This window comes from Pseudomonas sp. GM25 (assembly GCF_000282255.1).
Lineage (GTDB): Bacteria > Pseudomonadota > Gammaproteobacteria > Pseudomonadales > Pseudomonadaceae > Aquipseudomonas > Aquipseudomonas aphyarum.
In genome coordinates this window covers 74647-98740 of sequence record NZ_AKJQ01000049.1, presented here as the reverse complement: position 1 = coordinate 98740, position 24094 = coordinate 74647, and the positions used below count along the sequence as shown (strand labels likewise).

Sequence of the window (24094 nt, the reverse complement as noted above, 5' to 3'; positions counted from 1 at the left end):
CGCCCGGATGACGCGCCCGCCGGATTGCGGCACACTCGCAACGCCCCCGGATCACGGGGGCGTTGACGTTGCCTGGAGCTCCACAGTTATGACCGCCCCCGAACACACGCCCGAGCTGCATGACGCCGCGCTGGACAACTACCACGCCATCGCCGACGCCATTGCCACGCTGTTCTTTCCCCACGCCGAAGTGGTGCTGCATGACCTGCGCACGCAAAAGGTCGACTACATCGCCAACAACCTGTCGAAACGGGTGATCGGCGATGAATCGTCGCTGGAAGACATGCTCAGCGACGACGTCAGCGAACGGAACATCGGCCCGTACGAAAAGCTCAATTGGGACGGCCAGAAAATTCGCAGCCTGAGCACCGTGCTGCGCGACAGCGAAGGGCACCCGCTGGCGGTGCTGTGCATCAACCTGAATATTTCGCTGTTCGAGAACGCCAAGGCAGCGCTGGACCTGTTCCTCTCGCCGAGCAAACTGATTCCGCAACCGGACTCGCTGTTTCGCGATGACTGGCAGGAGCGCATCAACACTTTCCTGCACGCCTGGCTACGGGAACGGCAACTGAGCCTGAACCTGCTGACCCGCGATCACAAACGCGAACTGGTGCTGGCGCTGCACGCCGAAGGGGCGTTCAAGGGCAAGAGCGCCTCGAACTATGTGGCCAATGTGCTGAACATGGGGCGGGCGACGGTGTACAAGCACTTGAAGGAATTGAAGGGCTGAGATCCGGCGGCTCTTTTGGCTGGTCTGGCCCCATCGCCAGCAGGCTGGCTCCCACATTGGATGTCTGTGAACACAATATGTATGTTCGGTACAGACCCCTTGTGGGAGCCAGCCTGCTGGCGATAGCGGACTATCAGTCGCCGTAGATATCGGACTTGAAGTACTTCTCGGAAATCTTCTGGTATTCGCCACTGGCGCGAATGCCGTCGATGGCAGTGTTCAACTGGCTGACCAGTTCGGCGTTGCCCTTGCGCACCGCAATCCCGGCGCCCTCGCCCACATACTTCGGATCCTTCAACTCAGGCCCGACAAAGGCGTAACCCTTGCCGCGCGGCATCGACAGGAAGTCGGTCAGCGGGATGGTGTCGGCGAAGATCGCATCGAGACGCCCGGCCGCCAGGTCCATGTAGATTTCTTCGTTGTTGCCGTAGCGCTTGACGTTGATGCCCTTGGGCTCGAACACCTCGGTGGCGTAACGGTCGGTGGTAGTCGCACGCTGCACGCCGACGGTCTTGCCCTTGAGGCTGGCGTACTGGTCATCGACGCTCGCGCCTTCCTTCATTACCAGCCGCGACGAGGTGAAATAGTACTTGTGGGTGAAGTCCACCGACTTCTTGCGATCTTCGTTGATGGTCATGGACGACAGCGCCATGTCGATTTTCTTCACTTTCAGGGAAGGAATCAGACCGTCGAACTCGCCCTCGACCCACACGCACTTGACCTGCATCTGCGCGCACAGGGCATTGCCGATGTCGTAGTCGAAACCGACGATTTCACCCTTGTCGGTCTTCGAAGCGAAGGGCGGATACGCCGCTTCGATACCGATGCGCAGGGTTTTCTCGGCGGCGAACGCGCTGCTGCACGCCAACAGGCTTAGTGCCAGACCGGTGATGAGGGGGAATTTCTTCATGTTCGTTCTCTCGCGGGTTGTTGTTGGTTTGGCAAGACAGAAGAAAAAAGCTGAAACGGGGAAAGACCTTTTTTTGTACTTGTAAATCCATACTGGACTTTTACGTACAAACCGTCAATTGGACAAACACCATCGGCGTCAGCCGATGGTCGGGAGTCGAGGGGAGATTGATTGGGGAGAGGAATTACTGCTTCCAGCGATCCGCCGCCGCATGATCGCTGTCACGGCCTTCGACCCAGCGCGGGCCGTCGCTGGTGTTTTCTTTCTTCCAGAACGGTGCGCGGGTTTTCAGGTAATCCATGACGAAGGCGCAGGCGTCGAACGCCGCCTGGCGATGGGCACTGGCGGCGGCGACAAACACGATCGGCTCGCCCGGTTCCAGCGCGCCGATGCGGTGCAGCACTTCCAGTTTCAACAGCGGCCAGCGCTCCTCGGCCTCAACGGCAATCTTGCCGAGGGCCTTTTCGGTCATGCCCGGATAGTGTTCAAGAAACATCCCGGCAACATCGAGACCATCGTTGAAGTCGCGCACGTAGCCGACAAAACTCACCACCGCGCCGACGCCGACATTGGCGGCGTGCATCGCGTTGACTTCAGCGCCCGGATCGAACGGTTCGGACTGCACCCGAATGCGCATGGCTCAGCCTCCGGTCACGGTAGGGAAAAACGCCACTTCGTCGCCATCGACCACCGGTTCGTCGAGCTGGCAGAGGTCTTCGTTGCGCGCGCACATCAGGTTCTGCTCGCTCAGCACGTCGGCGCCCTCACGCTGCGCCAGCAACGCACGAACGTCATCGACGGTGGCGAAATCACCCTCGACCGTCACCGAGTCCACGCCCAGCGCCTCGCGGTAACGGGCGAAAAACTTCACGGTCAGGTTCATGGCTGCTCCGCCTGGAAATGCCCGCTCTTGCCGCCAACCTTTTCCAGCAGACGCACGCTTTCGATGGTCATGCCGCGATCCACGGCCTTGCACATGTCGTAAATGGTCAGGGCGGCGACGCTGGCGGCGGTCAGCGCTTCCATCTCGACGCCGGTCTGACCGGACAATTTGCAGCGAGCCACGATGCGCACCGCGTCATCGCCTTCGGCACTGAGCTCGACCTTGACGCCGGTCAGCATCAGCGGATGGCACAGGGGAATCAGGTCACTGGTTTTCTTCGCCGCCTGAATGCCGGCGATGCGCGCCACGGCGAACACGTCGCCTTTGGGATGGCCGCCGCTGACGATCATCTGCAGGGTGTCGGGCAGCATGCGCACCAGCGCTTGGGCCGTCGCTTCACGGAACGTCACGGCTTTTTCGGTGACGTCGACCATGTTGGCGCGACCTTGGGAATCGAGATGAGTCAGCACGGGATTACTCCTGATCAGGAGCGTCGATTGTAAACCTGGGGGTCAGAATTGCGCACATAAAAAACAGGGCGACTTTGCAGTCGCCCGGTTCGGTTTGACGGTTACAGATGCGATTCGGCGTATTCGGCCAGGATCGAGCGAGGCACCCCTTGCAGGGTGATGTGCACACCGTTGGGGAAATCCTTGAAGCGTTCGGTCAGGTAAGTCAGCCCGGAACTGGTCGCGGACAGGTAAGGGGTGTCGATCTGTGCCAGGTTGCCCAGGCACACCACTTTGGAACCGGCGCCGGCCCGGGTGATGATGGTTTTCATCTGGTGCGGCGTGAGGTTCTGGCATTCGTCGATCAGGATCAGGCTCTGCTGGAAGCTGCGACCGCGAATGTAGTTGAGCGATTTGAACTGCAACGGCACTTTGCTGAGGATGTAGTCGACGCTGCCATGGGTGTTTTCGTCATCCATGTGCAAGGCTTCGAGGTTGTCGGTGATGGCGCCGAGCCAAGGCTCCATTTTTTCCGCCTCGGTACCGGGCAGGAAGCCGATTTCCTGGTCCAGGCCCTGCACGCTGCGGGTGGCAATGATGCGGCGATAACGCTTGCTGACCATGGTCTGCTCGATCGCAGCGGCCAGCGCCAGAATGGTTTTACCCGAACCGGCGGCGCCGGACAGGTTGACCAGGTGAATATCCGGATCCAGCAGCGCGTACAGCGCCAGGCTCTGATAGATGTCCCGTGGCTTGAGGCCCCAGGCTTCCTGGTGCAGCAGCGGTTCCTGATGCAGATCGAGGATCAGCAGCTTGTCCTCTTCGATCTCCTTGATCCAGCCGACGAAGCCCTGCTCATCGATGATGAACTCGTTGATGTGCACGGCAGGCAGGTTGTCGATCAATTGCACCTGATGCCAGGTGCGGCCGTGGTCCTGACGGGTTTCGACCTTGCTCACGCGGTCCCAGAAGGAGCCGGTCATGTTGTGGTACCCGTTGGGCAGCAGGGACACGTCGTCGACCAGTTGGTCGGTGCTGTAGTCCTCGGCGTCGATCCCGCAGGCGCGCGCCTTGAGGCGCATGTTGATGTCTTTGGTAACGAGCACAACCGGTTTTTTCGGGTCGCGGGTGTGCAGATCGATCAGCTGGTTGATGATTTTGTTGTCGTTCAGATGCTCGGGCAGAATCAGGTTCGATTCGGCCTGCTTGCTCATCAGAATCGACAGCAAGCCCTTCGGGCCGCCCTTGCCGCGCTGGATCGGCACGCCCTGTTCGACGTCATCGGGTGAAGCATCGCCCAGGGTCTTGTCGATCAGCCGGATAGCCTGACGGCATTCGGCGGCCACGCTGTGATGCCCGCTCTTGAGCTTGTCCAGCTCTTCAAGCACGGTCATCGGGATCGCGACGTGGTGTTCTTCGAAATTCAGCAGGGCGTTCGGATCGTGAATCAGTACGTTGGTATCGAGTACATAAAGGATTGGCTGGTTGGAGGAAGGGCTACGTCCGTGATCATCCATACTCGGTCACCTTTGTGGGAGCCATTCGACGCAATACCTCGGCGGTGCTGCGCCTCGAAGTGACTGCCGAATCCACCTGCACAGCTTTTGTCGGGATAGCAGGTGAACCGCACACAAAATGGGTCTTGGAAGACGCCACCTGTGTTGCAGGTTTCGGCGGTCTGACTTCGTAATACTCCAAAACCCGTGACAGAAAAAAGCACTTTGACGCTTTTTTGAAGTTTATTTTGCAAAGTGACGAAAAGCCCTTGGCGGACTGCCCTGCCCCCGTTAGAGTCGGAAGTCCGCCCGCATCGAATTCTGCAAAAAATTCACCGCAAGCCCAATGTTTCCGGGCTCTTGCCGTTTTTCAGCGAAACGCGTCCTGACAGTCTTCCCAGCCGATGCCGCTTTGCGCGGTTTGCGTGATCAGCCACGGCAACGCGGTCTTCACCGCATCCTGCTTCATGTTGAAATTGATCACCCCGTGCCGCCACAGCAGCATCAGGGTCAGCACCCGCTGCGCGCTTGGAGCGCCCTTGAGCTTGCCGGCGCCGTCCTGGGCATCGATGTCCCACAGCGCCACTTGCAGGCCCTGACTGTTGAAGAAACCCCGGGCATCGCTGCGACGCTGCCCTTCCGGTGGACGGAACAGCGGCACATAGTTCTCCGGCAGTTTGTTCTTGACCAGATCGGCACTGCGCCGCACCGAATCCTGCCAGTCCTGCCAATGGCTGTGAGAGCGGAACTCCCAGCCCTGCACGCCGACGCACTGCTGCGAAAACGCCGCTTGCAGGCTGCTGACGGAACGGTCGGCCAGCCGCACCTGAACATCCTTGCCCAACATGAAGAAGGTGCCGCTCAGGTTCGACTTGCGCAGGTACTCGGCGAGCCAGTCGGTGTTGTCCGGTTGCAGGTTGGCAGCGCTGTCGAAACTCAGTAGAAACAAGCGATCGTGCATGTCGTCGCCGTTGCGCTCGTAGTCTCCGAAATGATCGAGTTCGCTGCTGGTCTGGGGTGACAGCGCCGCCTTGCGCATCAGCTCATCGAGGTATTGCAGGTGGAAGATCCGGCTCGGTTCGGCCCACTTGGTGTAATAGCTTTCGTCGCTGACCACGAACTTGGCGGCCTGCTCGCGCAGGGTCGGCAGGTCCTCGACGAGGAAGCAGAACGAGGCGTCCTGATCGCAGCTTTGCTGGGCAAAGTTGTAGTTGGCCAGCAGCCGCTGCCACAGGCGCTCGCGCAGGCTGTTGATCGCGTCCAGATTGACCGTGCGCAGCCCCAGACGCTGGGCCAGCGCCGCTTCGTCCAGCGCTTCGGTGCCGAGCAGGCCGCGGGCGAACATCAGGATTTCCGCCCGCGAGGCGACGTCGAACAGGGTCGGATTGTCGAGTTTTTCCGGCCAGGTGCTGCGATCCAGCGTCGCGATATCGCCCGGCGCCGCAACGGCACCGACGCTCAACAGCCACGCGGTGAAAAAAAGAACAATGCGCAAAGGGTGTCTCCATAACAAAACCCGCGCCGCACTATAGCCGATCCGGCTGGCAAACCGCCGATCACCTATGGACGCGATAGCTGGAGTCATCCGCCCCAACCCCCTAGAATCGCCCCCACGATTAAAGGAGACGACTTCATGCTGATGGTGATTTCCCCCGCCAAGACCCTCGACTACGAAACACCGCCGGCGACCCAGCGCTTCACCCAGCCGCAATACCTCGACCACTCCCAGGAACTGATCCAGCAACTGCGCGAGCTGAGCCCGGCGCAGATCAGCGAACTGATGCATGTGTCCGACAAGATCGGCGGCCTCAACGCCGCGCGTTTCGGCAGCTGGACACCGGCGTTCACGCCGGAAAACGCCAAACAGGCGCTGCTGGCCTTCAAGGGCGACGTCTACACCGGACTCGACGCCCAGAGCTTCAGCGAAGCCGATTTCGACTACGCGCAACAGCACCTGCGCATGCTCTCCGGCCTCTACGGCCTGCTGCGTCCGCTCGACCTGATGCAGCCGTATCGCCTGGAAATGGGCACCAAACTGGCCAACGCCCGAGGCAAGGACTTGTACGCCTTCTGGGGCACGCGCATCAGCGAATGGCTGAACGAAGCGCTGGCCGACCAGGGCGACGACGTGCTGTTGAACCTGGCGTCCAACGAATACTTCTCGGCGGTCAAACGCACGGCCCTGAACGCGCGCATCATCAATACCGAGTTCAAGGACCTGAAGAACGGCCAGTACAAGATCATCAGCTTCTACGCCAAGAAAGCCCGGGGCCTGATGAGCCGCTTCGTGATCCAGGAACGCATCAACGATCCGGCAGCCCTCAAGCAGTTCGATGTACAGGGTTATCGCTACAGCGCCGAACAATCGAAACCGGACAATCTGGTGTTCCTGCGCGACCACGCACCGGAATAAAGCATGCACTTCTGCACGACTCTTTATAGAGAGAGTCGTGCAGCTCGCACGACGTCAAAAATCCCCCGCCCGTTTACGCCGATTTATTGGCGCCATAAAAACATCACCCTCTTTTCTATCTTTAGTTTCACTCGACAGTTGTCATTTTTTTCAGTAGTGGCACCTAAATTTTTTCACGGTAGTGGCACAAAACCATCTAAGGCGATTATCTCCCTGTCAATAAAGGGCGAAATCGAAAGTGCTATCAATATGAAAGCAGTGCCATCTTTCTCAATATTTCAAAAAATTTCAGATTTCGCGATGAGCGGACAGGAACTATGTCCAAATGCATAGCTCATACCACCGGTAACGATTCTCGCCGAGTTTGTACGAGATAACTTACGCAGAGAACAAACCCATGTAACCAAGTTGTCACAGCAACTTGCCCCAATGGCTAACAACTCTGGACAACTAGCGAAGGACAGGAGATACGCACCATTAATATCCCCTACAAGGCCAAGGCCGCGCCCTTATAAACGTGCTCGCCAGAGCACCCAACCGCCCGATCTACAGGCCTCTCGCCTGACATCGAGCGCGCAATACGATTGCACAAGAGCCCTCTGACAAGAGGATCAGCTGCATAACAGGGCACGTCATAACAACAAGGCCTGGTTGCGCACATCTTGAGTGCACTTATTTAGACACTCGGAACTTAAGTATGCCTGCACACGGCATTGTGACGCCTGCAAGTCACACTTTCGAGTGCACTAAGACCGCTGAACACCATTAACTCCGGCCTTCTAATGGCCTGATATATACAGAGGTAATTGCGATGCGCATCAGCATATTTGGTTTGGGTTACGTCGGTGCAGTATGTGCCGGTTGCCTGTCTGCACGGGGCCATGACGTGGTTGGCGTCGATGTTGCCAAAGACAAGATCGACATGATCAACGCTGGCAAATCTCCCATTGTCGAACCGGGCCTGGGCGAGTTGCTGGCACAAGGTATCCAGACCGGTCGTCTGCGCGGCACGACCAACTTCGCCGAGGCGATTCGCGACACCGACCTGTCGATGATCTGCGTCGGCACGCCGAGCAAGAAGAACGGCGACCTGGAACTGAACTACATCGAAGCGGTGTGCCGCGAGATCGGTTTTGTCCTGCGTGAAAAAACCACCCGTCACACCATTGTCGTGCGCAGCACCGTTCTGCCGGGCACCGTGGCAAACGTTGTCATCCCGATCCTCGAAGACTGCTCCGGCAAGAAAGCCGGCGTTGATTTCGGTGTCGCCGTGAACCCTGAGTTCCTGCGTGAATCCACCGCGATCGCCGACTACGACCTGCCACCGATGACCGTCATCGGCGAGTTCGACAAAGCTTCGGGCGACGTTCTGCAATCGCTGTACGAAGAACTCGACGCACCGATCATCCGCAAGGACATCGCTGTCGCCGAGATGATCAAGTACACCTGCAACGTCTGGCACGCCACCAAAGTGACCTTCGCCAACGAGATCGGCAACATCGCCAAAGCGGTGGGCGTCGATGGCCGCGAAGTGATGGACGTGGTCTGCCAGGACAAGACCCTCAACCTGTCCCAGTACTACATGCGCCCTGGCTTCGCCTTCGGCGGCTCGTGCCTGCCGAAAGACGTGCGCGCCCTGACCTACCGCGCCGGCTCCCTGGACGTCGAAGCGCCGCTGCTCAACTCGCTGATGCGCAGCAACGAATCGCAAGTGCAAAACGCCTTCGACATCGTTGAAAGCCACGACAAACGCAAAGTCGCCCTGCTCGGCCTGAGCTTCAAGGCCGGCACCGACGACCTGCGCGAAAGCCCGCTGGTGGAACTGGCCGAGATGCTGATCGGCAAGGGTTACGACCTGAGCATCTACGACAGCAACGTCCAGTACGCCCGTGTCCACGGCGCGAACAAGGACTACATCGAGTCGAAGATCCCGCACGTGTCGTCCCTGCTCAACGCGGACTTCGATTCGGTGATCGACAACTCCGACGTGATCATCCTCGGCAACCGCGACGAGAAGTTCCGCGCGCTGGCCCAGCAGGCCCCGCACGGCAAGCAGGTCATCGACCTGGTCGGCTTCATGGCCAAGGCCACCGATGCCGGCACCCGCACCGAAGGCATCTGCTGGTAACGCAGCAGCAAGCCCCGAGTTTCAAGCCGCACGCCGTGAATCGGCGGCGGCTTGAAGCCCCCATCACCTTCGGATGACGGTCATGTCCAAGCTCAAACATTTTTTTCTGCAATCCGCCGGCTGGCTTTTGTTTCTGAGCCTGCTGATGGGCCTGGCCCTGATGCTGCCCACGTCCACGTTCGACTCCGAGTCGAAGGACTTCATTTTCCTGATTGGCGCCGTGGGTATCTGGCGCTACTCGATGGGTGCCACACACTTTGTGCGCGGCATGATTTTCCTCTACATCGTCTACCCGCACCTGCGCCGCAAGGTTCGCAAGCTGGGTAAAGCGGCGGATCCGTCGCATGTGTTTCTGATGGTCACCAGTTTTCGCATCGACGCGTTGACCACTGCGCAGGTCTACAGCTCGGTGATCCGCGAAGCCATCGACTGCGAACTGCCGACCACCGTGGTCTGCTCCATCGTCGAAATGTCCGATGAGCTGCTGGTCAAGGCGCTGTGGGCGCGGATGAATCCGCCAGAACGCGTGAAGCTCGACTTCGTGCGCATCCCCGGCACCGGCAAGCGCGATGGCCTGGCGTTTGGTTTCCGCGCGATCTCCCGTCACCTGCCGGACGACCGCGCCGTGGTGGCCGTGATCGACGGCGACACCGTGCTCGGCGAAGGCACCGTGCGCAAGACCGTGCCGTGGTTCCAGCTGTTCGGCAACGTCGGCGGCCTGACCACCAACGAGTTCTGCGAAGTGCGCGGCGGCTACATCATGAGCGAATGGCACAAGCTGCGTTTCGCCCAGCGCCACATCAACATGTGCTCGATGGCCCTGTCCAAGCGCGTGCTGACCATGACCGGGCGCATGTCGGTGTTCCGCGCCACCGTGGTCACCAACCCGGAATTCATCGCCGACGTCGAAAGCGACTCGCTGCAACACTGGCGTCTGGGCCGTTTCAAGTTCCTGACCGGCGACGACAAATCGAGCTGGTTCAGCCTGATGCGCCTGGGCTACGACACCTTCTACGTGCCGGACGCGGCGATCAACACCGTTGAACACCCGCCGGAAAAGAGCTTCATCAAGGCCAGCCGCAAACTGATGTTCCGCTGGTACGGCAACAACCTGCGGCAGAACTCCCGGGCTCTGGGCCTGGGCGTGAAACGCCTCGGCGCCTTCACCTCGGTGGTGCTGTTCGACCAGCGCGTTTCGATGTGGACATCCTTGCTCGGCCTGACCGTGGCAATCATCGCCAGCTTCAAGTACGGCACCGCGTTCATCCTGGTTTACCTGCTGTGGATCGGCATCACCCGGCTGATTCTGACGCTGCTGCTGTCGTGCTCGGGCCACCGGATCGGACCGGCCTACCCTGCGATTCTCTATTACAACCAGATCGTCGGCGCGCTGGTGAAGATCTACGTGTTCTTCCGCCTCGACCAACAATCCTGGACCCGACAACCCACTTCCCTGACCCGTGATCTCGCCAGCTTTCAACGTTGGTTCAACACCTGGTCGTCTCGGACCATGACCTTCTCCGCCGGCAGCATTTTCGTCGCCGTGCTGCTGATGATGGTCTGACCCGCCCCCTCTTGAATTAACAAGGAAATCGCCCCTATGAATACCGCCGTCAACGTCAACGTAGTGCATGAATCCGAAGCCCAGCGCCAGCACGCCCGGGTCAAAATCCCGGCCAAGCTGCGGTTCTTCGGCCCTGACCGGACGCCCGTCGAGGCGCGGGTCATCGACCTGTCTGCCGGTGGCCTGGCGTTCAATGCCGGTCAACTGCCGCTGACCGTCGGCGAGGTGTACAAGGCGCGTCTGCAATTCGTCATCGACAACCTCGGCCTGGCCATGGACGTGGAGCTGCAGGTGCGCTCCTTCGACCGCCAGACCGGTCGTGCCGGTTGCCAGTTCCAGAACCTCGAACCGCAGGACATTTCGACCCTGCGCCACCTGATCACTTCGCACCTGGCCGGCGACATCGTCAGCATCGGCGAAGTGCTGGCGACCCTGCAGCGCGACAACTTCACCAAGGCGCGCAAGGTCAAGGACGGCGGCCACGGCATGACCCCGTTCGGTCGCCTGAAAGCCGTGACCTTCAGCGCCGGTGTGTTCGCGGTCGGCCTGGTGGCGGCGGGGTTCATTTTCAAATCGGTGTACAGCATGTACTTCGTCAGCCATGCACAGGCCGGTCTGGTCAGCGTGCCGGGCATGAACATCACCATGCCGCGCGACGGCACCGTGCAGAGCCTGGTGAAGTCCGACGGCGTTGCCGCCAAAGGTGCACCGCTGGCGACGTTCAGCACCAGCATGCTCGACGTACTCAAGGGCCATCTGGAAGAAGATCAACTGTCCCCGGCCAAGGTTGAAGAACTGTTCGGCAAGCAGATGACCGGCACCCTGACCTCGCCTTGCGATTGTACCGTAGCCCAGCAACTGGTGGCCGACGGTCAATACGCGAGCAAGGGCGACGTGATCTTCTCGCTGGTACCGCGCAACACCCAGGCCACCGTCGATGCACGCTTCTCCTATCGCCAGTTCGGCGACGTGCGTCCGGGCACCCCGGTGAGCTTCCAGATCGCCGGCGAAGACAAGACCCGCACCGGCAAGATCGTCAGCAGCACCAGCCTGAAAAGCGCTGACCTGTCCTCCGACATCCGTGTGCAGATCCAGCCTGACGAGCCGCTGGACAGCCGCTTCGCCGGCCGCCCGGTGGAAGTGAACAGCGACCGTGGTCCGAACCTCAACTGGCTGATCGACAAAGCCATGGCTGCCGGTCTTTAAGTCGAGGACATGCCCGTGACGAGCCCTATCAGAATCCTGCCGGTCCCGCTGACGCTGGCCATGGCAATCGCCCTGGCCGGTTGCGCCGGCCTGCCCGACCAGCGTCTGGCCAACGAAGCGCTCAAGCGCGGTGACACCGCGACCGCCGCGCAGAACTACCGTGCGCTGGCCGACCTGGGTTACAGCGAAGCCCAGGTGGGCCTTGCCGATATCCAGGTCGACAGCCGCGACCCGGAACAGATGAAACAGGCCGAAGCCACCTACCGCGCCGCCGCCAGTGTTTCGCCGCGCGCCCAGGCCCGACTCGGTCGCTTGCTGGTGGCCAAGCCCGGCTCCACCGAGGCCGAGCATCAGGAAGCCGAAAGCCTGCTGAAGAAAGCCGCCGCCAGTGGCGAAGGCAACACGCTGATCCCGCTCGCGATGCTGTACCTGCAATTCCCGCACAGCTTCCCGAACATCAACGCTCAACAGCAGATCGATCAGTGGCGCAAATCCGGTTACCCGGAAGCCGGTCTCGCCCAGGTGCTGCTGTATCGCACCCAGGGCACTTATGACCAGCATCTGGATGACGTGGAAAAGATCTGCAAGGCCGCGATCAACACCACCGACATCTGCTACGTCGAGCTGGCCACGGTCTATCAGAAACGTGGCGCGCCGGAGCAACAGGCCGAGCTGATCAAGCAGCTGCAGGCCGGTTACAGCCGCGGCACCGTCAGCGCTCAGCGGGTGGATTCGGTGGCCCGTGTGCTGGCCGATTCGACCCTGGGCAAGACCGACGAAAAAACCGCGCAGTCGCTGCTCGAGCCGATCGCTCCGGGCTACCCGGCGTCGTGGGTCACCCTCGCACAACTGCTGTATGACTTCCCGGAACTGGGCGACACCGACCAGATGATGAAGTACCTGGACAACGGCCGCGCCGCCGACCAGTCGCGCGCCGAACTGTTGCTGGGCAAGCTCTACTACGAAGGCAAACTGGTCCCGGCCGACGCGAAAGTTGCCGAGGAACATTTCCAGAAAGCCGTCGGCCGCGAAGTCGCCGCCGACTACTACCTCGGCCAGATCTACCGCCGTGGCTACCTGGGCAAGGTCTATCCGCAGAAGGCCCTCGACCATCTGCTGACCGCTGCGCGCAACGGCCAGAACAGCGCCGACTTCGCCATCGCCCAGCTGTTTTCCCAAGGCAAGGGCACCAAGCCCGACCCGCTCAACGCCTACGTGTTCAGCCAGTTGGCAAAAGCCCAAAACACTCCGCAAGCCGATGAGCTGGCGACCACCCTCGCCGCGCAACTGCCGCCCGAGCGCCTGGCCGAAGCCCAGCGCCTGCTGCAACAGGAACAGGCGACCCGTGGCGCCCTGAGCCAGAACACGCTGCAACTGCACGCCCTGCAAGAAGAAGACGGCGAGGAAAAATTATGAAATTGAATCCCTTTGTGAAGGCCGGCATTGGTCTCACGTTCGCGCTGATCTGGTCTTGCCCGACCCTGGCCGCGATGACTGAATCGAAGAACTTCGGCCTCGAAGTGAAAATCACCGGCCAGTCCGAAGACGACCGCGACCTCGGCACCGCCAGCGGCGGCGACGTCAACGGCGTCGGCCTCGACCTGCGTCCGTGGGTCTACGGCGAAAGCGGCGCGTGGAGCGCCTACGCCATGGGACAGGCCGTGACCTCGACCGACATCATCGAGACCGACACCCTGCAGCAGTCCGACAGCGACGGCACCCAGACCACCGACAACGGCGACCGCAAGACCAAGAAAAACTACCTGGCGATGCGCGAGTTCTGGGTCGGCTACAGCGGCCTGACGCCCTACCCCGGCGAGATCCTCAAGTTCGGTCGCCAGCGCCTGCGCAACGACGACGGCCAGTGGCGCGACACCAACATCGAAGCGCTGAACTGGACCTTCGACACCACTCTGCTGCGGGCCAACGCCGGTGTCGCCGAACGCTTCAGCGAATACCGCACCGACCTCAAGGAGCTGGCGCCAAAAGACAAGGATCGCCTGCACGCCTACGCCGATGCTGCGTATCAGTGGACGCCGGGCAACTGGGTCGGCATTCGCGGCCACCACACCCATGACGACGGCAAGCTCGACTATCCGGAGCCGGGCGTGGCCGGCGACTCGCTGGACAAGAAAGAAAACGGCGACATCAGTTGGCTCGGCCTGACCGCCGACAGCGACGCCTACAACTGGCGCAACACCAACACCGTAAATTACTGGGGCAGCATCACCGGCATGAGCGGCGACCGCGATACGGTCAACGCCCTTAACGCCGACGGCACCCGCCCGGCACAGGCCAAGCGCAGCGACAACGTCGACGGCTGGGCCACCGACATCGGCGTGCGTCTGCGCCTCGATCCGCAATGGCAGGTCGGTGCGGCGTACGCCCGCGCCAGCGCCGATTACGAACAGAACGGCCTGGAAAGCAACCGCTCGAACTACACCGGTACTCGCTCCCGCGTACACCGTTTCGGCGAGGCCTTCCGTGGCGAAATGAACAACATGCAGACCGCCACCCTGTTCGGTTCGTGGATGCTCAACGACCAGTACGACGCCAGCCTGATCTACCACAAGTTCTGGCGTGTGGACGGCAACAAGCCGGTGGGCAGCAACGGCATCAACGCCGTGGAAAACAACACCGACGACGTCACCGGCGCGATCCTCTCCAGCACCTCGCTGCCACTGCAGGACGGCAACAAGGATCTGGGCCAGGAAATGGATCTGGTGGTCACCAAGTACTTCAAGCAAGGCTTGCTGCCGGCGGCGCTGAGCCAGTCGATCGACGAGCCTTCGGCGCTGGTGCGTTTCCGTGGCGGCGTGTTCAAACCGGGTGATGCCTATGGCAGCCAGGTCGATTCGTACATGCACCGCGCGTTCATCGACGTGATCTGGCGCTTCTGATGCTGACCGCCAAGGGAGTGCCCGACATGAACAGTGCCCGCAAAGGCTCACTCAGCCTGCTGGCCGGCGCGATGCTGCTGGCCTCGGCTGGCGCCTTCGCTAACGTGGAACCAGCCAAGCCTGTGACCACCGCGAAGGAGCTGCAACAGGCCAAGACCTACACCGTCAGCAGCGCGCCGACCGAAGCGCTGGAACTGGCCAAGCCGAAATTACCCGACCTCTCCGGCTACACCGCCGAAGCCGCCGCCGCGAAAATCGTGCGCAGCAAACCGGGCAAGATCAGCGTGCGCCGGATGATGCAGGAAGACGCCCTGAAAGACTTCATCGGTGGCGACAACAAGATGGCCGAATGGGTGGTGCGTCAGCACGGCATCCCGCAGGCGATCTTCGTCGACGACGGCTACATGAACCTGAAAGAGCTGGCGCAGAAACTGCCCAAGCAGTACTTCAGCGAAACCTCGCCGGGCGTGTATCTGGCCAAGCTGCCGATCGTGGTCGGCCGCAAAGGCATCCTCGAAATCGACAGCCAGACCCAGGAGTTGCGCCTGTCCCAAGAGGCCGGTTCGTTCCTGGTCAACGACGGCCAGTTGTTCGTGCGTGACACCAAGGTCACCGGCTGGCGCGAGAAGGAAAACGGCCCGGCAACCTTCCGCTCGCCGAAGGAATTCCGCCCGTTCCTGCTGGCCTGGGGCGGCACCGAGACTTACATCGTCAACAGCAAGATGGCCAGCTTCGGCTACGCCAACAGTAAGTCCTACGGCGTGAGTATTTCCCAGTACACGCCGAACATGGCCAAGGTGCTCAAGCGTCCCGAGCCGACCGGCTGGATCGTCGGCTCCGAGTTCTCGGACATGTGGTACGGCTTCTACTGCTACGAGACCCGCGACTTCGTGGTCAAGGGCAACACCTACAAGGACAACATCGTCTACGGCATCGACCCGCACGACCGTTCCCACGGTCTGATCATTGCCGAGAACACGGTGTACGGCACGAAGAAGAAGCACGGGATCATCATTTCCCGTGAGGTCAACGACAGCTTCATCTTCAACAACAAAAGCTACGACAACCACCTCTCGGGGCTGGTGATCGACCGTAACAGCGTCAACAACATCATTGCCTACAACGAGATCTACAAGAACCACACCGACGGCATCACCCTCTACGAGTCCGCCGACAACCTGCTGTGGGGCAACAAGGTCATCAGCAACAAGCGCCACGGCATCCGCATTCGTAACAGCGTGAACATCCGCCTCTACGAAAACGTCGCCATGGCCAACGGCCTGACCGGCGTCTACGGGCACATCAAGGACCTGACCGACACCGACCGTGACATCAAGCTCGACCCATTCGACGCCCAGGTCTCGCTGATCGTGGTCGGCGGTGAACTGGCGGCCAACGGCAGCGGCCCGCTGTCGATCGATTCGCCCCTGAGTGTCGAGCTGTATCGCGTGTCGATGCTGGCGCCGACCAAATCCAGCGGCATCAGCTTCAACGGCATCCTCGGCGAGCGCCAGGATGAAATTCTCGACCTGCTGGTGCGCCAGCAGAAAGCCGTGCTGATCGACCCTGTCGAACGCCAGACCGAACTGCGGGACTGAGGACAATTTTATGCACCCACACCTGATCAAATTACTCAGCCTGTCGGCCCTGACCGTGGGCATTCTGGCGGCCAGCAACGGCGCCCGCGCGGACGAAGTGAAAGCGCCGCAGTTCACTGCTGAACCGTGCTGCAGCCTGTGCCCGGCCGCCCACGACGCGAAGAACTACACCACTCGCTACCAGCAGAACTTCACCACGCTGGTGCAGGCGCAGGGCGACTGGTTGTTCCGGACTCAGGAAGACTTGCGCACCGAGTTCAACACCACCCCGGCCGGCTACAAACGCCTGCAACAGCTGCACGATGCGTTCAAGGCCAAAGGCGTCGAACTGGTGATCGTCTACCAGCCGACCCGTGGTCTGGTAAACCGCAACAAGCTCAACCCGGCAGAAAAAGCCGCGTTCGATTACGAGAAAGCGCTGGGCAACTACAAGACCATGCTCGGCCGTTTCGCGAAGATGGGTTACGTGGTGCCGGACCTGTCGCCGCTGACCAACGAATCGCTGCCGGACACCCTGCCCGCCCACGATTTCTACTTTCGCGGTGACCAGCACTGGACGCCATACGGTGCGCAGCGCACGGCGAAAATCGTCGCCGAAAAGGTCAAGCAGATCCCGGCCTTCGCCGACATTCCCAAGCGTGAGTTCGAAACCAAACGCTCCGGACGCATGGGCAAGACCGGCACCCTGCACAACATGGCCGGGCAACTGTGCGGCACCAGTTACGCGATCCAGTACATGGACCAGTTCACCACCGAGCCGAAAGGCGAAGCCGGTGACGGCGACCTGTTCGGCGATTCCGGCAATCCGCAAATCACCCTCGTGGGTACGTCGCACAGCGGCAAGAACTACAACTTCGCCGGCTTCCTTGAAGAAGCCATCGGCGCCGACATTCTCAACGTCGCCTTCCCCGGCGGCGGTCTTGAAGGTTCGATGTTGCAGTACCTGGGCAGCGACGAATTCCAGAAGACGCCGCCGAAAATTCTCATCTGGGAATTCTCGCCGCTGTACCGCCTCGACCAGGAAACCATCTATCGCCAGATGATGTCCCTGCTCGACAACGGGTGCGAAGGCAAAGACGCGCAGATGTCCGCGAGCACCACGCTCAAGCCGGGCAGCAAACAAGAACTGCTGGTCAACAGCAAGAACCTGAACCTGCAGAACAGCAGCCATCAGGTCGACATCCGCTTCGCCGATACCTCGGTGAAAACCCTGCAAGCCACCCTCTGGTACATGAACGGTCGCCACGAGGACATCAAGATCGAGAAACCGGAAACCTCCGACACCGACGGTCGTTTCGCCTTTGAGTTGCGCACGGACGAAGACTGGGCCTCGCAAAACCTGCTGGCAGTCGAAGTCCAGGGCCCGGAAGCGGGCACCGCGCCACAGAAAGTCGAAGCGAAAATCTGCAAACGCAACGTATTCCCGGGCGCTGGGCCACAAACCGCTCAGGTCGGGCAATGAGGTCTGCTATGCGAAATCCGAAACTGAAAACTCTTTTGGCGCCGACGCTGCTCGGGCTGGCGATCTTCGCCGGCACCGCGCAGGCCGCCGCGCCGCTGCGTCCTCCTCAGGGCTACTTTGCGCCTGTGGATAAATTCAAGACCGGTGACAAGAGCGAAGGCTGCGACGCGATGCCGGCGCCCTACACCGGGCCGCTGCAATTTCGCAGCAAATACGAAGGCTCGGACAAGGCCCGCGCGACGCTGAACGTGCAGTCGGAAAAAGCCTTTCGCGACACCACCAAAGACATCACCACTCTGGAACGCGGCACCGCCAAGCGAGTAATGCAGTTCATGCGCGACGGTCGTCCGGAACAGCTCGATTGCACGCTGAACTGGCTGGCTACTTGGGCTCGGGCGGACGCATTGATGTCGAAAGACTTCAACCACACCGGCAAGTCGATGCGCAAATGGGCGCTGGGCAGCATGGCCTCTTCGTACATTCGCCTGAAGTTCTCCGACTCCCATCCGCTGGCCCAGCACCAGCAGGAAGCTCAGTTGATCGAGGCCTGGTTCAGCAAGATGGCCGATCAGGTGGTCAGCGACTGGGACAACCTGCCGCTGGAAAAAACCAACAATCACTCGTACTGGGCCGCGTGGTCGGTGATGGCGACATCGGTCGCCACCAACCGCCGCGACCTGTTCGATTGGGCGGTCAAGGAATACAAGGTCGGGGTCAATCAGGTCGATGCCGACGGTTACCTGCCGAACGAACTCAAGCGCCAGCAACGCGCCCTCGCCTATCACAACTACGCCCTGCCGCCACTGGCGATGATCGCCAGTTTTGCCCAGGTCAACGGTGTGGATCTGCGTCAGGAAAACAACGGCGCGCTGAAACGTCTGGGTGACCGGGTGCTGGCCGGGGTGAAAGATCCCGAGGACTTCGAGAAAAAGAACGGCAAAGAGCAGGACATGACCGATCTGAAAGAGGACATGAAATTCGCCTGGCTTGAGCCGTTCTGCACGCTCTACACCTGTTCGCCGGATGTGATCGAGAAGAAGCACGGGATGCAGCCGTTCAAGACCTTTCGACTGGGTGGCGACCTGACCAAGGTCTACGACCCGTCCCATGAAAAGGGCAACAAGGGTTCCTGACACTGACCGCTGATCGTTCCCACGCTCTGCGTGGGAATGCAGCCCGGGACGCTCCGCGTCCCATTCCGAAGCGGACGCAGAGCGTCCATTGAGGCATTCCCACGCAGAGCGTGGGAACGATCGTAGCTCTCCAGTTTTCAGCGGGGGGTTTGGGGGGGCTTTGGCCCTTGACTGTTGGTTCAAACATGGAGAGATCGGGATGGTATTTTCATCCAACGTGTTCCTGTTTCTGTTCTTGCCGATCTTTCTCGGCTTGTACTACCTGAGCGGGCAACGCTATCGCAACCTGCTGCTGCTGATCGCCAGCTACGTGTTCTACGCGTGGTGGCGGGTGGACTTCCTGGCGCTGTTCGCCGGCGTCACCCTGTGGAACTACTGGATCGGCCTCAAAGTCGGCGCCGCCGGCGTGCGCACCAAACCGGCCCAGCGCTGGCTGCTGCTCGGCGTGGCGGTGGACCTGTGCATTCTCGGCTACTTCAAGTACGCCAACTTCGGCGTCGACAGCATCAACGCAATGATGACGTCGGTCGGTCTCGAGCCGTTCATCCTGACCCACGTGCTGTTGCCGATCGGTATCTCGTTCTACATCTTCGAGTCGATCAGCTACATCATCGACGTCTACCGCGGCGACACCCCGGCGACCCGCAACCTGATCGACTTCGCGGCGTTCGTGGCGATCTTCCCGCACCTGATCGCCGGTCCCGTGCTGCGTTTCCGCGACCTGGCCGACCAGTTCAACAACCGCACCCACACCCTCGACAAGTTCTCCGAGGGCTGCACGCGGTTCATGCAGGGTTTCATCAAGAAGGTCTTCATCGCCGACACCCTCGCCGTGGTCGCCGACCATTGCTTCGCCCTGCAAAACCCGACCACGGGCGATGCCTGGCTCGGCGCGCTGGCCTACACCGCGCAGCTGTATTTCGACTTCTCCGGTTACAGCGACATGGCCATCGGTCTGGGCTTGATGATGGGTTTCCGCTTCATGGAAAACTTCAAACAGCCGTACATCAGCCAGTCGATCACCGAGTTCTGGCGCCGCTGGCACATCAGCCTGTCGACGTGGCTGCGTGACTACCTCTACATCACCCTCGGCGGTAACCGTAAAGGCACGCTGATGACCTATCGCAACCTGTTCCTGACCATGCTGCTCGGTGGTCTGTGGCACGGCGCGAACATCACCTACATCGTCTGGGGTGCGTGGCACGGCATGTGGCTGGCGATTGAAAAAGCGCTGGGCCTGAATACCTCGCCGCGCAGCCTCAACCCGATCCGCTGGGCGCTGACCTTCCTGCTGGTAGTCATGGGCTGGGTGATCTTCCGCGCAGAAAACCTGCACGTTGCCGGCCGCATGTACGGCGCGATGTTCAGCTTCGGCGACTGGTCGCTGTCGGAACTCAACCAGGCCAGCCTCACCGGTCTGCAAGTCGCGACCCTCGTTGTGGCTTACGTGACCCTGGCGTTCTTCGGCCTGCGTGATCTGTACACCAATCAGCCGCCAGCCAAGAGCAAACCTGAAGTCAACGTTGAGGCCAACAGCCCCGCCACGGCGACCCCGGGAATGATCAAAGCTGCGCCCGGCGAAAACCCGGCGAGCATCCACGAGCCTGGCTACACCGTTGGCGTTGAAGCCCAGGTGCAACCGGCGTACTGGACGGCGGACTGGTCGCGCTACGTGATGCGCGGACTGATCCTGCTGCTGTTCATCGCCTCGATTCTCAAACTCTCGGCGCAAAGCTTCTCGCCGTTCCTTTACTTCCAGTTCTGAGGGATCTGACATGACCCGCTCATTACGCATCTTCTACATCGCGCTGTTTCTGGTGACCCTGCTGGTGCTCGGTCTGTGGTCGGTGCGCAGCTTCTTCGGCTTCAGCACCAACGCCGACGCGACGGTGCTCAACGGCCGCTGGACCAAAGCCGTGGAAACCCACTACGACGATGAATTCCCGATCAAGCGCCTGGGCACCAATCTCTGGGCCGCGCTGGATTTCAAACTGTTCAACGAAGGTCGTCCGGGCGTGGTGCTCGGTCGCGATCAGTGGTTGTACAGCGATGAGGAATTCAACCCGATCGTCAACGAAGAGCTCAACCTGCAAGGCAACTACGCGCTGGTCGAAGGCGTGCGCCAGACCCTTAAAGAGAAAGGCGTGAAACTGGTGATGGCGATCGTGCCGGCCAAGGTTCGCCTGTACCCGGAACACCTGGGTGAAGTGAAACCGGCGAGCATCCACGCCAACCTTTATCAGGACTTCCACGCCCGTGTCGCGGCGGACAAGATCCTCGCCCCCGACCTGCTCGGCCCGCTGCAAGCCGCCAAGCAGAACGGTCAGCAGGTGTTCCTGCGCACCGACACCCACTGGACCCCGGAAGGCGCGGAAATCGCCGCCAACACCCTGGCCAAGACCATCGCTGACAAGTTCCCGCTCAGCGGCGAGCCGCAGCGTTTCGTCACCACCCCGGCGGAGAAGGTCACGCACAAGGGCGACCTGCGTCTGTTCCTGCCGCTGGATCCGCTGTTCGAAAACCTGATGCCGGCGCAAGAGCCGCTGCAAAAGCGCAACACCGTGGCCGCCGCCGAGCAGCCTGCCGGTGACGACGCGCTGTTCGCCAACAGCGAAGTGCCGGTTGCGCTGATCGGCACCAGCTACAGCGCCAACCCCAACTGGAACTTCGTCGGTGCGCTCAAGCAAGCGCTGCACAGCGACGTCGTCAACTACGCAGAAGACGGCCACGGCCCGATCCTGCCGATGCTCAGCTACCTGAAAAGCGACGACTTCAAGAACAGCCCGCCACAGGTGCTGATCTGGGAGTTTCCTGAACGATATCTGCCTGTGAACAACGAAATCGGCGACGCCGACCCGCAGTGGGTCGCAGAGCTTAAACAAGCCGGCGCGCGCCAACAAAACGTAGCAATCAACACTAAATCCGAGACGCCCGATCGGGCGCAAAACTGAAAGAGAGGTACACCATGACTTTCACTACTACTCCTCGTCGTCTCGCAAAACGCATTGCTCTGGTTGCGGGTCTGAGCGCTCTGTCGGTCCAAGCCTTCGCCGGTGGCGACGCCGCGCTGTACGGCCCGACTGCACCGAAAGGCTCGACCTTCGTGCGCGTCTACAACGCCAGCAACGCTGAAGTCAGCGCCACCGTCGGCAGCACCAATCTGAGCGACGTCGCGCCGCTGGCCAGCAGTGACTTCAGCTTCATGCCGGGCGGCGACTACAGCGCCAAGGTCGGCAGCCAGACCCTGCCGGTGAAACTCGCCGGTGACCATTACTACACCCTGGTCAACAACGCTTCCGGCGCGCCGCAGCTGATCGAAGAGCCACCGTTCAAGAACAAGCAGAAATCCCTGGTGCGCGTGCAGAACCTCAGCGACAAGCCGCTGACCCTGAAGACCGCCGACGGCAAGACCGACGTAGTGCCGAACGTAGCCGCCAAGGGCCGTGGCGAGCGTGAAATCAACCCGGTGAAAGTCAGCCTCGCGCTGTACGAAGGCGACAAGAAAGTCGGCGACGTGAAACCGGTCGCACTGGAGCGCGGTGAGGCAGCAGTGCTGTACGTCACCGGCAACGGCAGCAATCTGTCGCCAGTCTGGGTGAAACGCCCGGTATCGACCCGCTAAGCACATGAAACCGGGCAGCCGTCGCTGCCCGGCACGGAATAACAATAAGAGTGAAACGACACAACGTTCGTGGCTCTGACCCAATCGATTTTATGGAGTAAACAATATGATTCCGGTGATCTTGTCAGGTGGTAGCGGCTCACGTCTTTGGCCGCTTTCGCGCAAGCAGTTTCCCAAGCAATTCCTCGCCCTGACCGGCGAACACACGCTGTTCCAGCAAACCCTCGAGCGTCTGGTGTTCGAAGGCATGGACACCCCGATCGTGGTCTGCAACAAGGATCACCGCTTCATCGTCAACGAGCAGCTGAGCAACCGGAACCTCGAATGCCAGCGCATCCTGATGGAGCCGTTCGGTCGCAACACCGCGCCGGCCGTGGCGCTGACCGCGATGATGCTGGTCAACGAAGGTCGCGACGAACTGATGCTGGTGCTGCCGGCCGACCACGTCCTCGAAGACCAGAAAGCCCTGCAACGCGCCCTCGCCTTGGCCACCGTCGCCGCCGAAAACGGCGAGATGGTGCTGTTCGGCGTACCGGCCACCAAACCGGAAACCGGTTACGGCTACATCAAGTCCACCGGCGATTCGCTGTTGCCGGAAGGCGTCAGCCGCGTCTCGCACTTCGTGGAGAAACCCGACGTCAAACGCGCCACCGAGTACGTCGAGTCCGGCGGTTACTACTGGAACAGCGGCATGTTCCTGTTCCGCGCCAGCCGCTTCCTCGAAGAGCTGAAAAAGCACGATCCGGACATCTACGACACCTGCCTGCTGACCCTTGAGCGCAGCGCTCAGGACAACGACACCATCACCTTCGACGAAGCCACCTTCGCCTGCTGCCCGGACAACTCCATCGACTACTCGGTGATGGAAAAAACCCAGCGCGCCTGCGTGGTGCCGCTGACTGCCGGCTGGAGCGATGTCGGTTGCTGGTCGTCGCTGTGGGAAGTCAACGAGAAGGACGCCAACGGCAACGTCAGCAAGGGCGACGTGGTGATCCAGGACAGCAAGAACTGCATGATCCACGGCAACGGCAAACTGGTGTCGGTGATCGGTCTGGAAAACATCGTGGTGGTCGAAACCAAGGACGCCATGATGATCGCCCACAAGGACAAGGTCCAAGGCGTCAAGCAGATGGTCAACACCCTCAACGAGCAGGGCCGCAGCGAAACCCAGAACCATCTTGAGGTCTACCGTCCGTGGGGCTCCTACGATTCGGTGGACATGGGCGGTCGCTTCCAGGTCAAGCACATCACGGTCAAGCCGGGCGCGTGCCTGTCGCTGCAGATGCACCACCACCGCGCCGAACACTGGATCGTGGTCAGCGGCACCGCCGAAGTGACCTGCGATGAAAACGTGTTCCTGCTCTGCGAGAACCAGTCGACCTACATCCCGATCGCCTCTGTGCATCGCCTGCGCAACCCGGGCAAGATCCCGCTGGAAATCATCGAAGTGCAGTCGGGCTCGTACCTGGGCGAAGACGATATCGAGCGCTTCGAGGACATCTACGGTCGCTCGACCCCGATCGAACGCGGCGTGTCGGTGAAAACCATCGCGCAGTAAGCGTTCCGCAATAAGAAGCCCCCGTCCAGCCCGCTGCGTCCC

Annotated in this window: 20 protein-coding genes; 14 read left to right on the top strand and 6 right to left on the bottom strand. The window is 60.8% G+C overall.

Translation table 11 applies throughout. From position 1 onward, the window contains the following. Positions 1-88: 88 nt before the first annotated feature. The gene (locus tag PMI24_RS20660; protein WP_007957327.1) at positions 89-730 is read left to right on the top strand and encodes a helix-turn-helix transcriptional regulator; all 642 of its coding nucleotides are present in this window, start codon (positions 89-91) and stop codon (positions 728-730) included. Positions 731-863: 133 nt separating this feature from the next. Here the strand turns inward: PMI24_RS20660 and PMI24_RS20655 are convergent, their stop codons facing one another. From PMI24_RS20655 to PMI24_RS20630, 6 genes are all read right to left on the bottom strand, one after another. Then, positions 864-1640 carry an ABC transporter substrate-binding protein gene (locus tag PMI24_RS20655; RefSeq protein WP_007957326.1) on the bottom strand — a complete coding sequence of 259 codons (777 nt, stop codon included), beginning with the start codon at positions 1638-1640 and terminating at the stop codon, positions 864-866. Between the two features lie 184 nt (positions 1641-1824). After that, positions 1825-2277, bottom strand: coding sequence for a molybdopterin synthase catalytic subunit MoaE (moaE, locus tag PMI24_RS20650; protein WP_007957323.1), 453 nt, complete (start codon positions 2275-2277; stop codon positions 1825-1827). A gap of 3 nt (positions 2278-2280) precedes the next feature. Then, the gene (locus PMI24_RS20645) at positions 2281-2523 is read right to left on the bottom strand and encodes a MoaD/ThiS family protein (protein ID WP_007957322.1); all 243 of its coding nucleotides are present in this window, start codon (positions 2521-2523) and stop codon (positions 2281-2283) included. Beyond that, positions 2520-2993 carry a cyclic pyranopterin monophosphate synthase MoaC gene (gene moaC / locus PMI24_RS20640; RefSeq protein ID WP_007957321.1) on the bottom strand — a complete coding sequence of 158 codons (474 nt, stop codon included), beginning with the start codon at positions 2991-2993 and terminating at the stop codon, positions 2520-2522. Before moaC ends, PMI24_RS20645 begins: the two co-directional genes overlap by 4 nt. Positions 2994-3094: 101 nt before the next feature. Further along, a complete protein-coding gene (locus PMI24_RS20635) occupies positions 3095-4489 on the bottom strand; it encodes a PhoH family protein (RefSeq protein ID WP_007957320.1) in 1395 nt (464 codons plus the stop codon). Positions 4490-4838: 349 nt separating this feature from the next. Beyond that, positions 4839-5963 (bottom strand): polysaccharide deacetylase family protein, encoded by a 1125-nt coding sequence (locus PMI24_RS20630; protein ID WP_007957317.1) that lies wholly within the window; start codon positions 5961-5963, stop codon positions 4839-4841. A gap of 138 nt (positions 5964-6101) precedes the next feature. Between PMI24_RS20630 and yaaA the strand changes: the two genes are divergently transcribed. From yaaA to PMI24_RS20565, 13 genes are all read left to right on the top strand, one after another. Next, on the top strand, positions 6102-6881 hold the full coding sequence (gene yaaA, locus PMI24_RS20625; RefSeq protein WP_007957314.1) for a peroxide stress protein YaaA: 780 nt from the start codon (positions 6102-6104) through the stop codon (positions 6879-6881). An 811-nt stretch (positions 6882-7692) separates the two neighbouring features. Next, positions 7693-9009 carry a nucleotide sugar dehydrogenase gene (locus tag PMI24_RS20620; RefSeq protein ID WP_007957313.1) on the top strand — a complete coding sequence of 439 codons (1317 nt, stop codon included), beginning with the start codon at positions 7693-7695 and terminating at the stop codon, positions 9007-9009. An 82-nt stretch (positions 9010-9091) separates the two neighbouring features. Next, on the top strand, positions 9092-10573 hold the full coding sequence (alg8, locus tag PMI24_RS20615; protein WP_007957312.1) for a mannuronan synthase: 1482 nt from the start codon (positions 9092-9094) through the stop codon (positions 10571-10573). 36 nt (positions 10574-10609) lie between these two features. After that, positions 10610-11779 carry an alginate biosynthesis protein Alg44 gene (locus PMI24_RS20610; RefSeq protein WP_007957311.1) on the top strand — a complete coding sequence of 390 codons (1170 nt, stop codon included), beginning with the start codon at positions 10610-10612 and terminating at the stop codon, positions 11777-11779. A gap of 9 nt (positions 11780-11788) precedes the next feature. Then, complete coding sequence (gene algK, locus PMI24_RS20605) at positions 11789-13195, top strand: alginate biosynthesis TPR repeat lipoprotein AlgK (protein WP_052026242.1); 1407 nt, start codon at positions 11789-11791, stop codon at positions 13193-13195. Then, the gene (locus PMI24_RS20600) at positions 13192-14679 is read left to right on the top strand and encodes an alginate export family protein (RefSeq protein ID WP_007957309.1); all 1488 of its coding nucleotides are present in this window, start codon (positions 13192-13194) and stop codon (positions 14677-14679) included. The genes algK and PMI24_RS20600 overlap by 4 nt, the downstream gene beginning before the upstream one ends. Positions 14680-14705: 26 nt before the next feature. Next, entirely contained in the window at positions 14706-16277 is a 1572-nt protein-coding gene (gene algG, locus PMI24_RS20595; RefSeq protein WP_045121834.1) for a mannuronan 5-epimerase AlgG, read from the top strand. Positions 16278-16287: 10 nt separating this feature from the next. Further along, positions 16288-17739, top strand: coding sequence for an alginate O-acetyltransferase (locus PMI24_RS20590; RefSeq protein ID WP_007957307.1), 1452 nt, complete (start codon positions 16288-16290; stop codon positions 17737-17739). 8 nt (positions 17740-17747) lie between these two features. Continuing rightward, the gene (locus PMI24_RS20585; RefSeq protein WP_007957306.1) at positions 17748-18872 is read left to right on the top strand and encodes a mannuronate-specific alginate lyase; all 1125 of its coding nucleotides are present in this window, start codon (positions 17748-17750) and stop codon (positions 18870-18872) included. 199 nt (positions 18873-19071) lie between these two features. Next, the gene (locus tag PMI24_RS20580; protein WP_007957304.1) at positions 19072-20637 is read left to right on the top strand and encodes an MBOAT family O-acyltransferase; all 1566 of its coding nucleotides are present in this window, start codon (positions 19072-19074) and stop codon (positions 20635-20637) included. 10 nt (positions 20638-20647) lie between these two features. Further along, positions 20648-21823 carry an alginate O-acetyltransferase gene (locus PMI24_RS20575; protein WP_007957303.1) on the top strand — a complete coding sequence of 392 codons (1176 nt, stop codon included), beginning with the start codon at positions 20648-20650 and terminating at the stop codon, positions 21821-21823. A gap of 14 nt (positions 21824-21837) precedes the next feature. Beyond that, complete coding sequence (locus tag PMI24_RS20570) at positions 21838-22494, top strand: alginate O-acetyltransferase AlgF (RefSeq protein WP_007957302.1); 657 nt, start codon at positions 21838-21840, stop codon at positions 22492-22494. A gap of 106 nt (positions 22495-22600) precedes the next feature. Continuing rightward, positions 22601-24052, top strand: a complete 1452-nt coding sequence (locus tag PMI24_RS20565) for a mannose-1-phosphate guanylyltransferase/mannose-6-phosphate isomerase (RefSeq protein ID WP_007957301.1) — start codon at positions 22601-22603, stop codon at positions 24050-24052. Positions 24053-24094 lie beyond the last annotated feature (42 nt).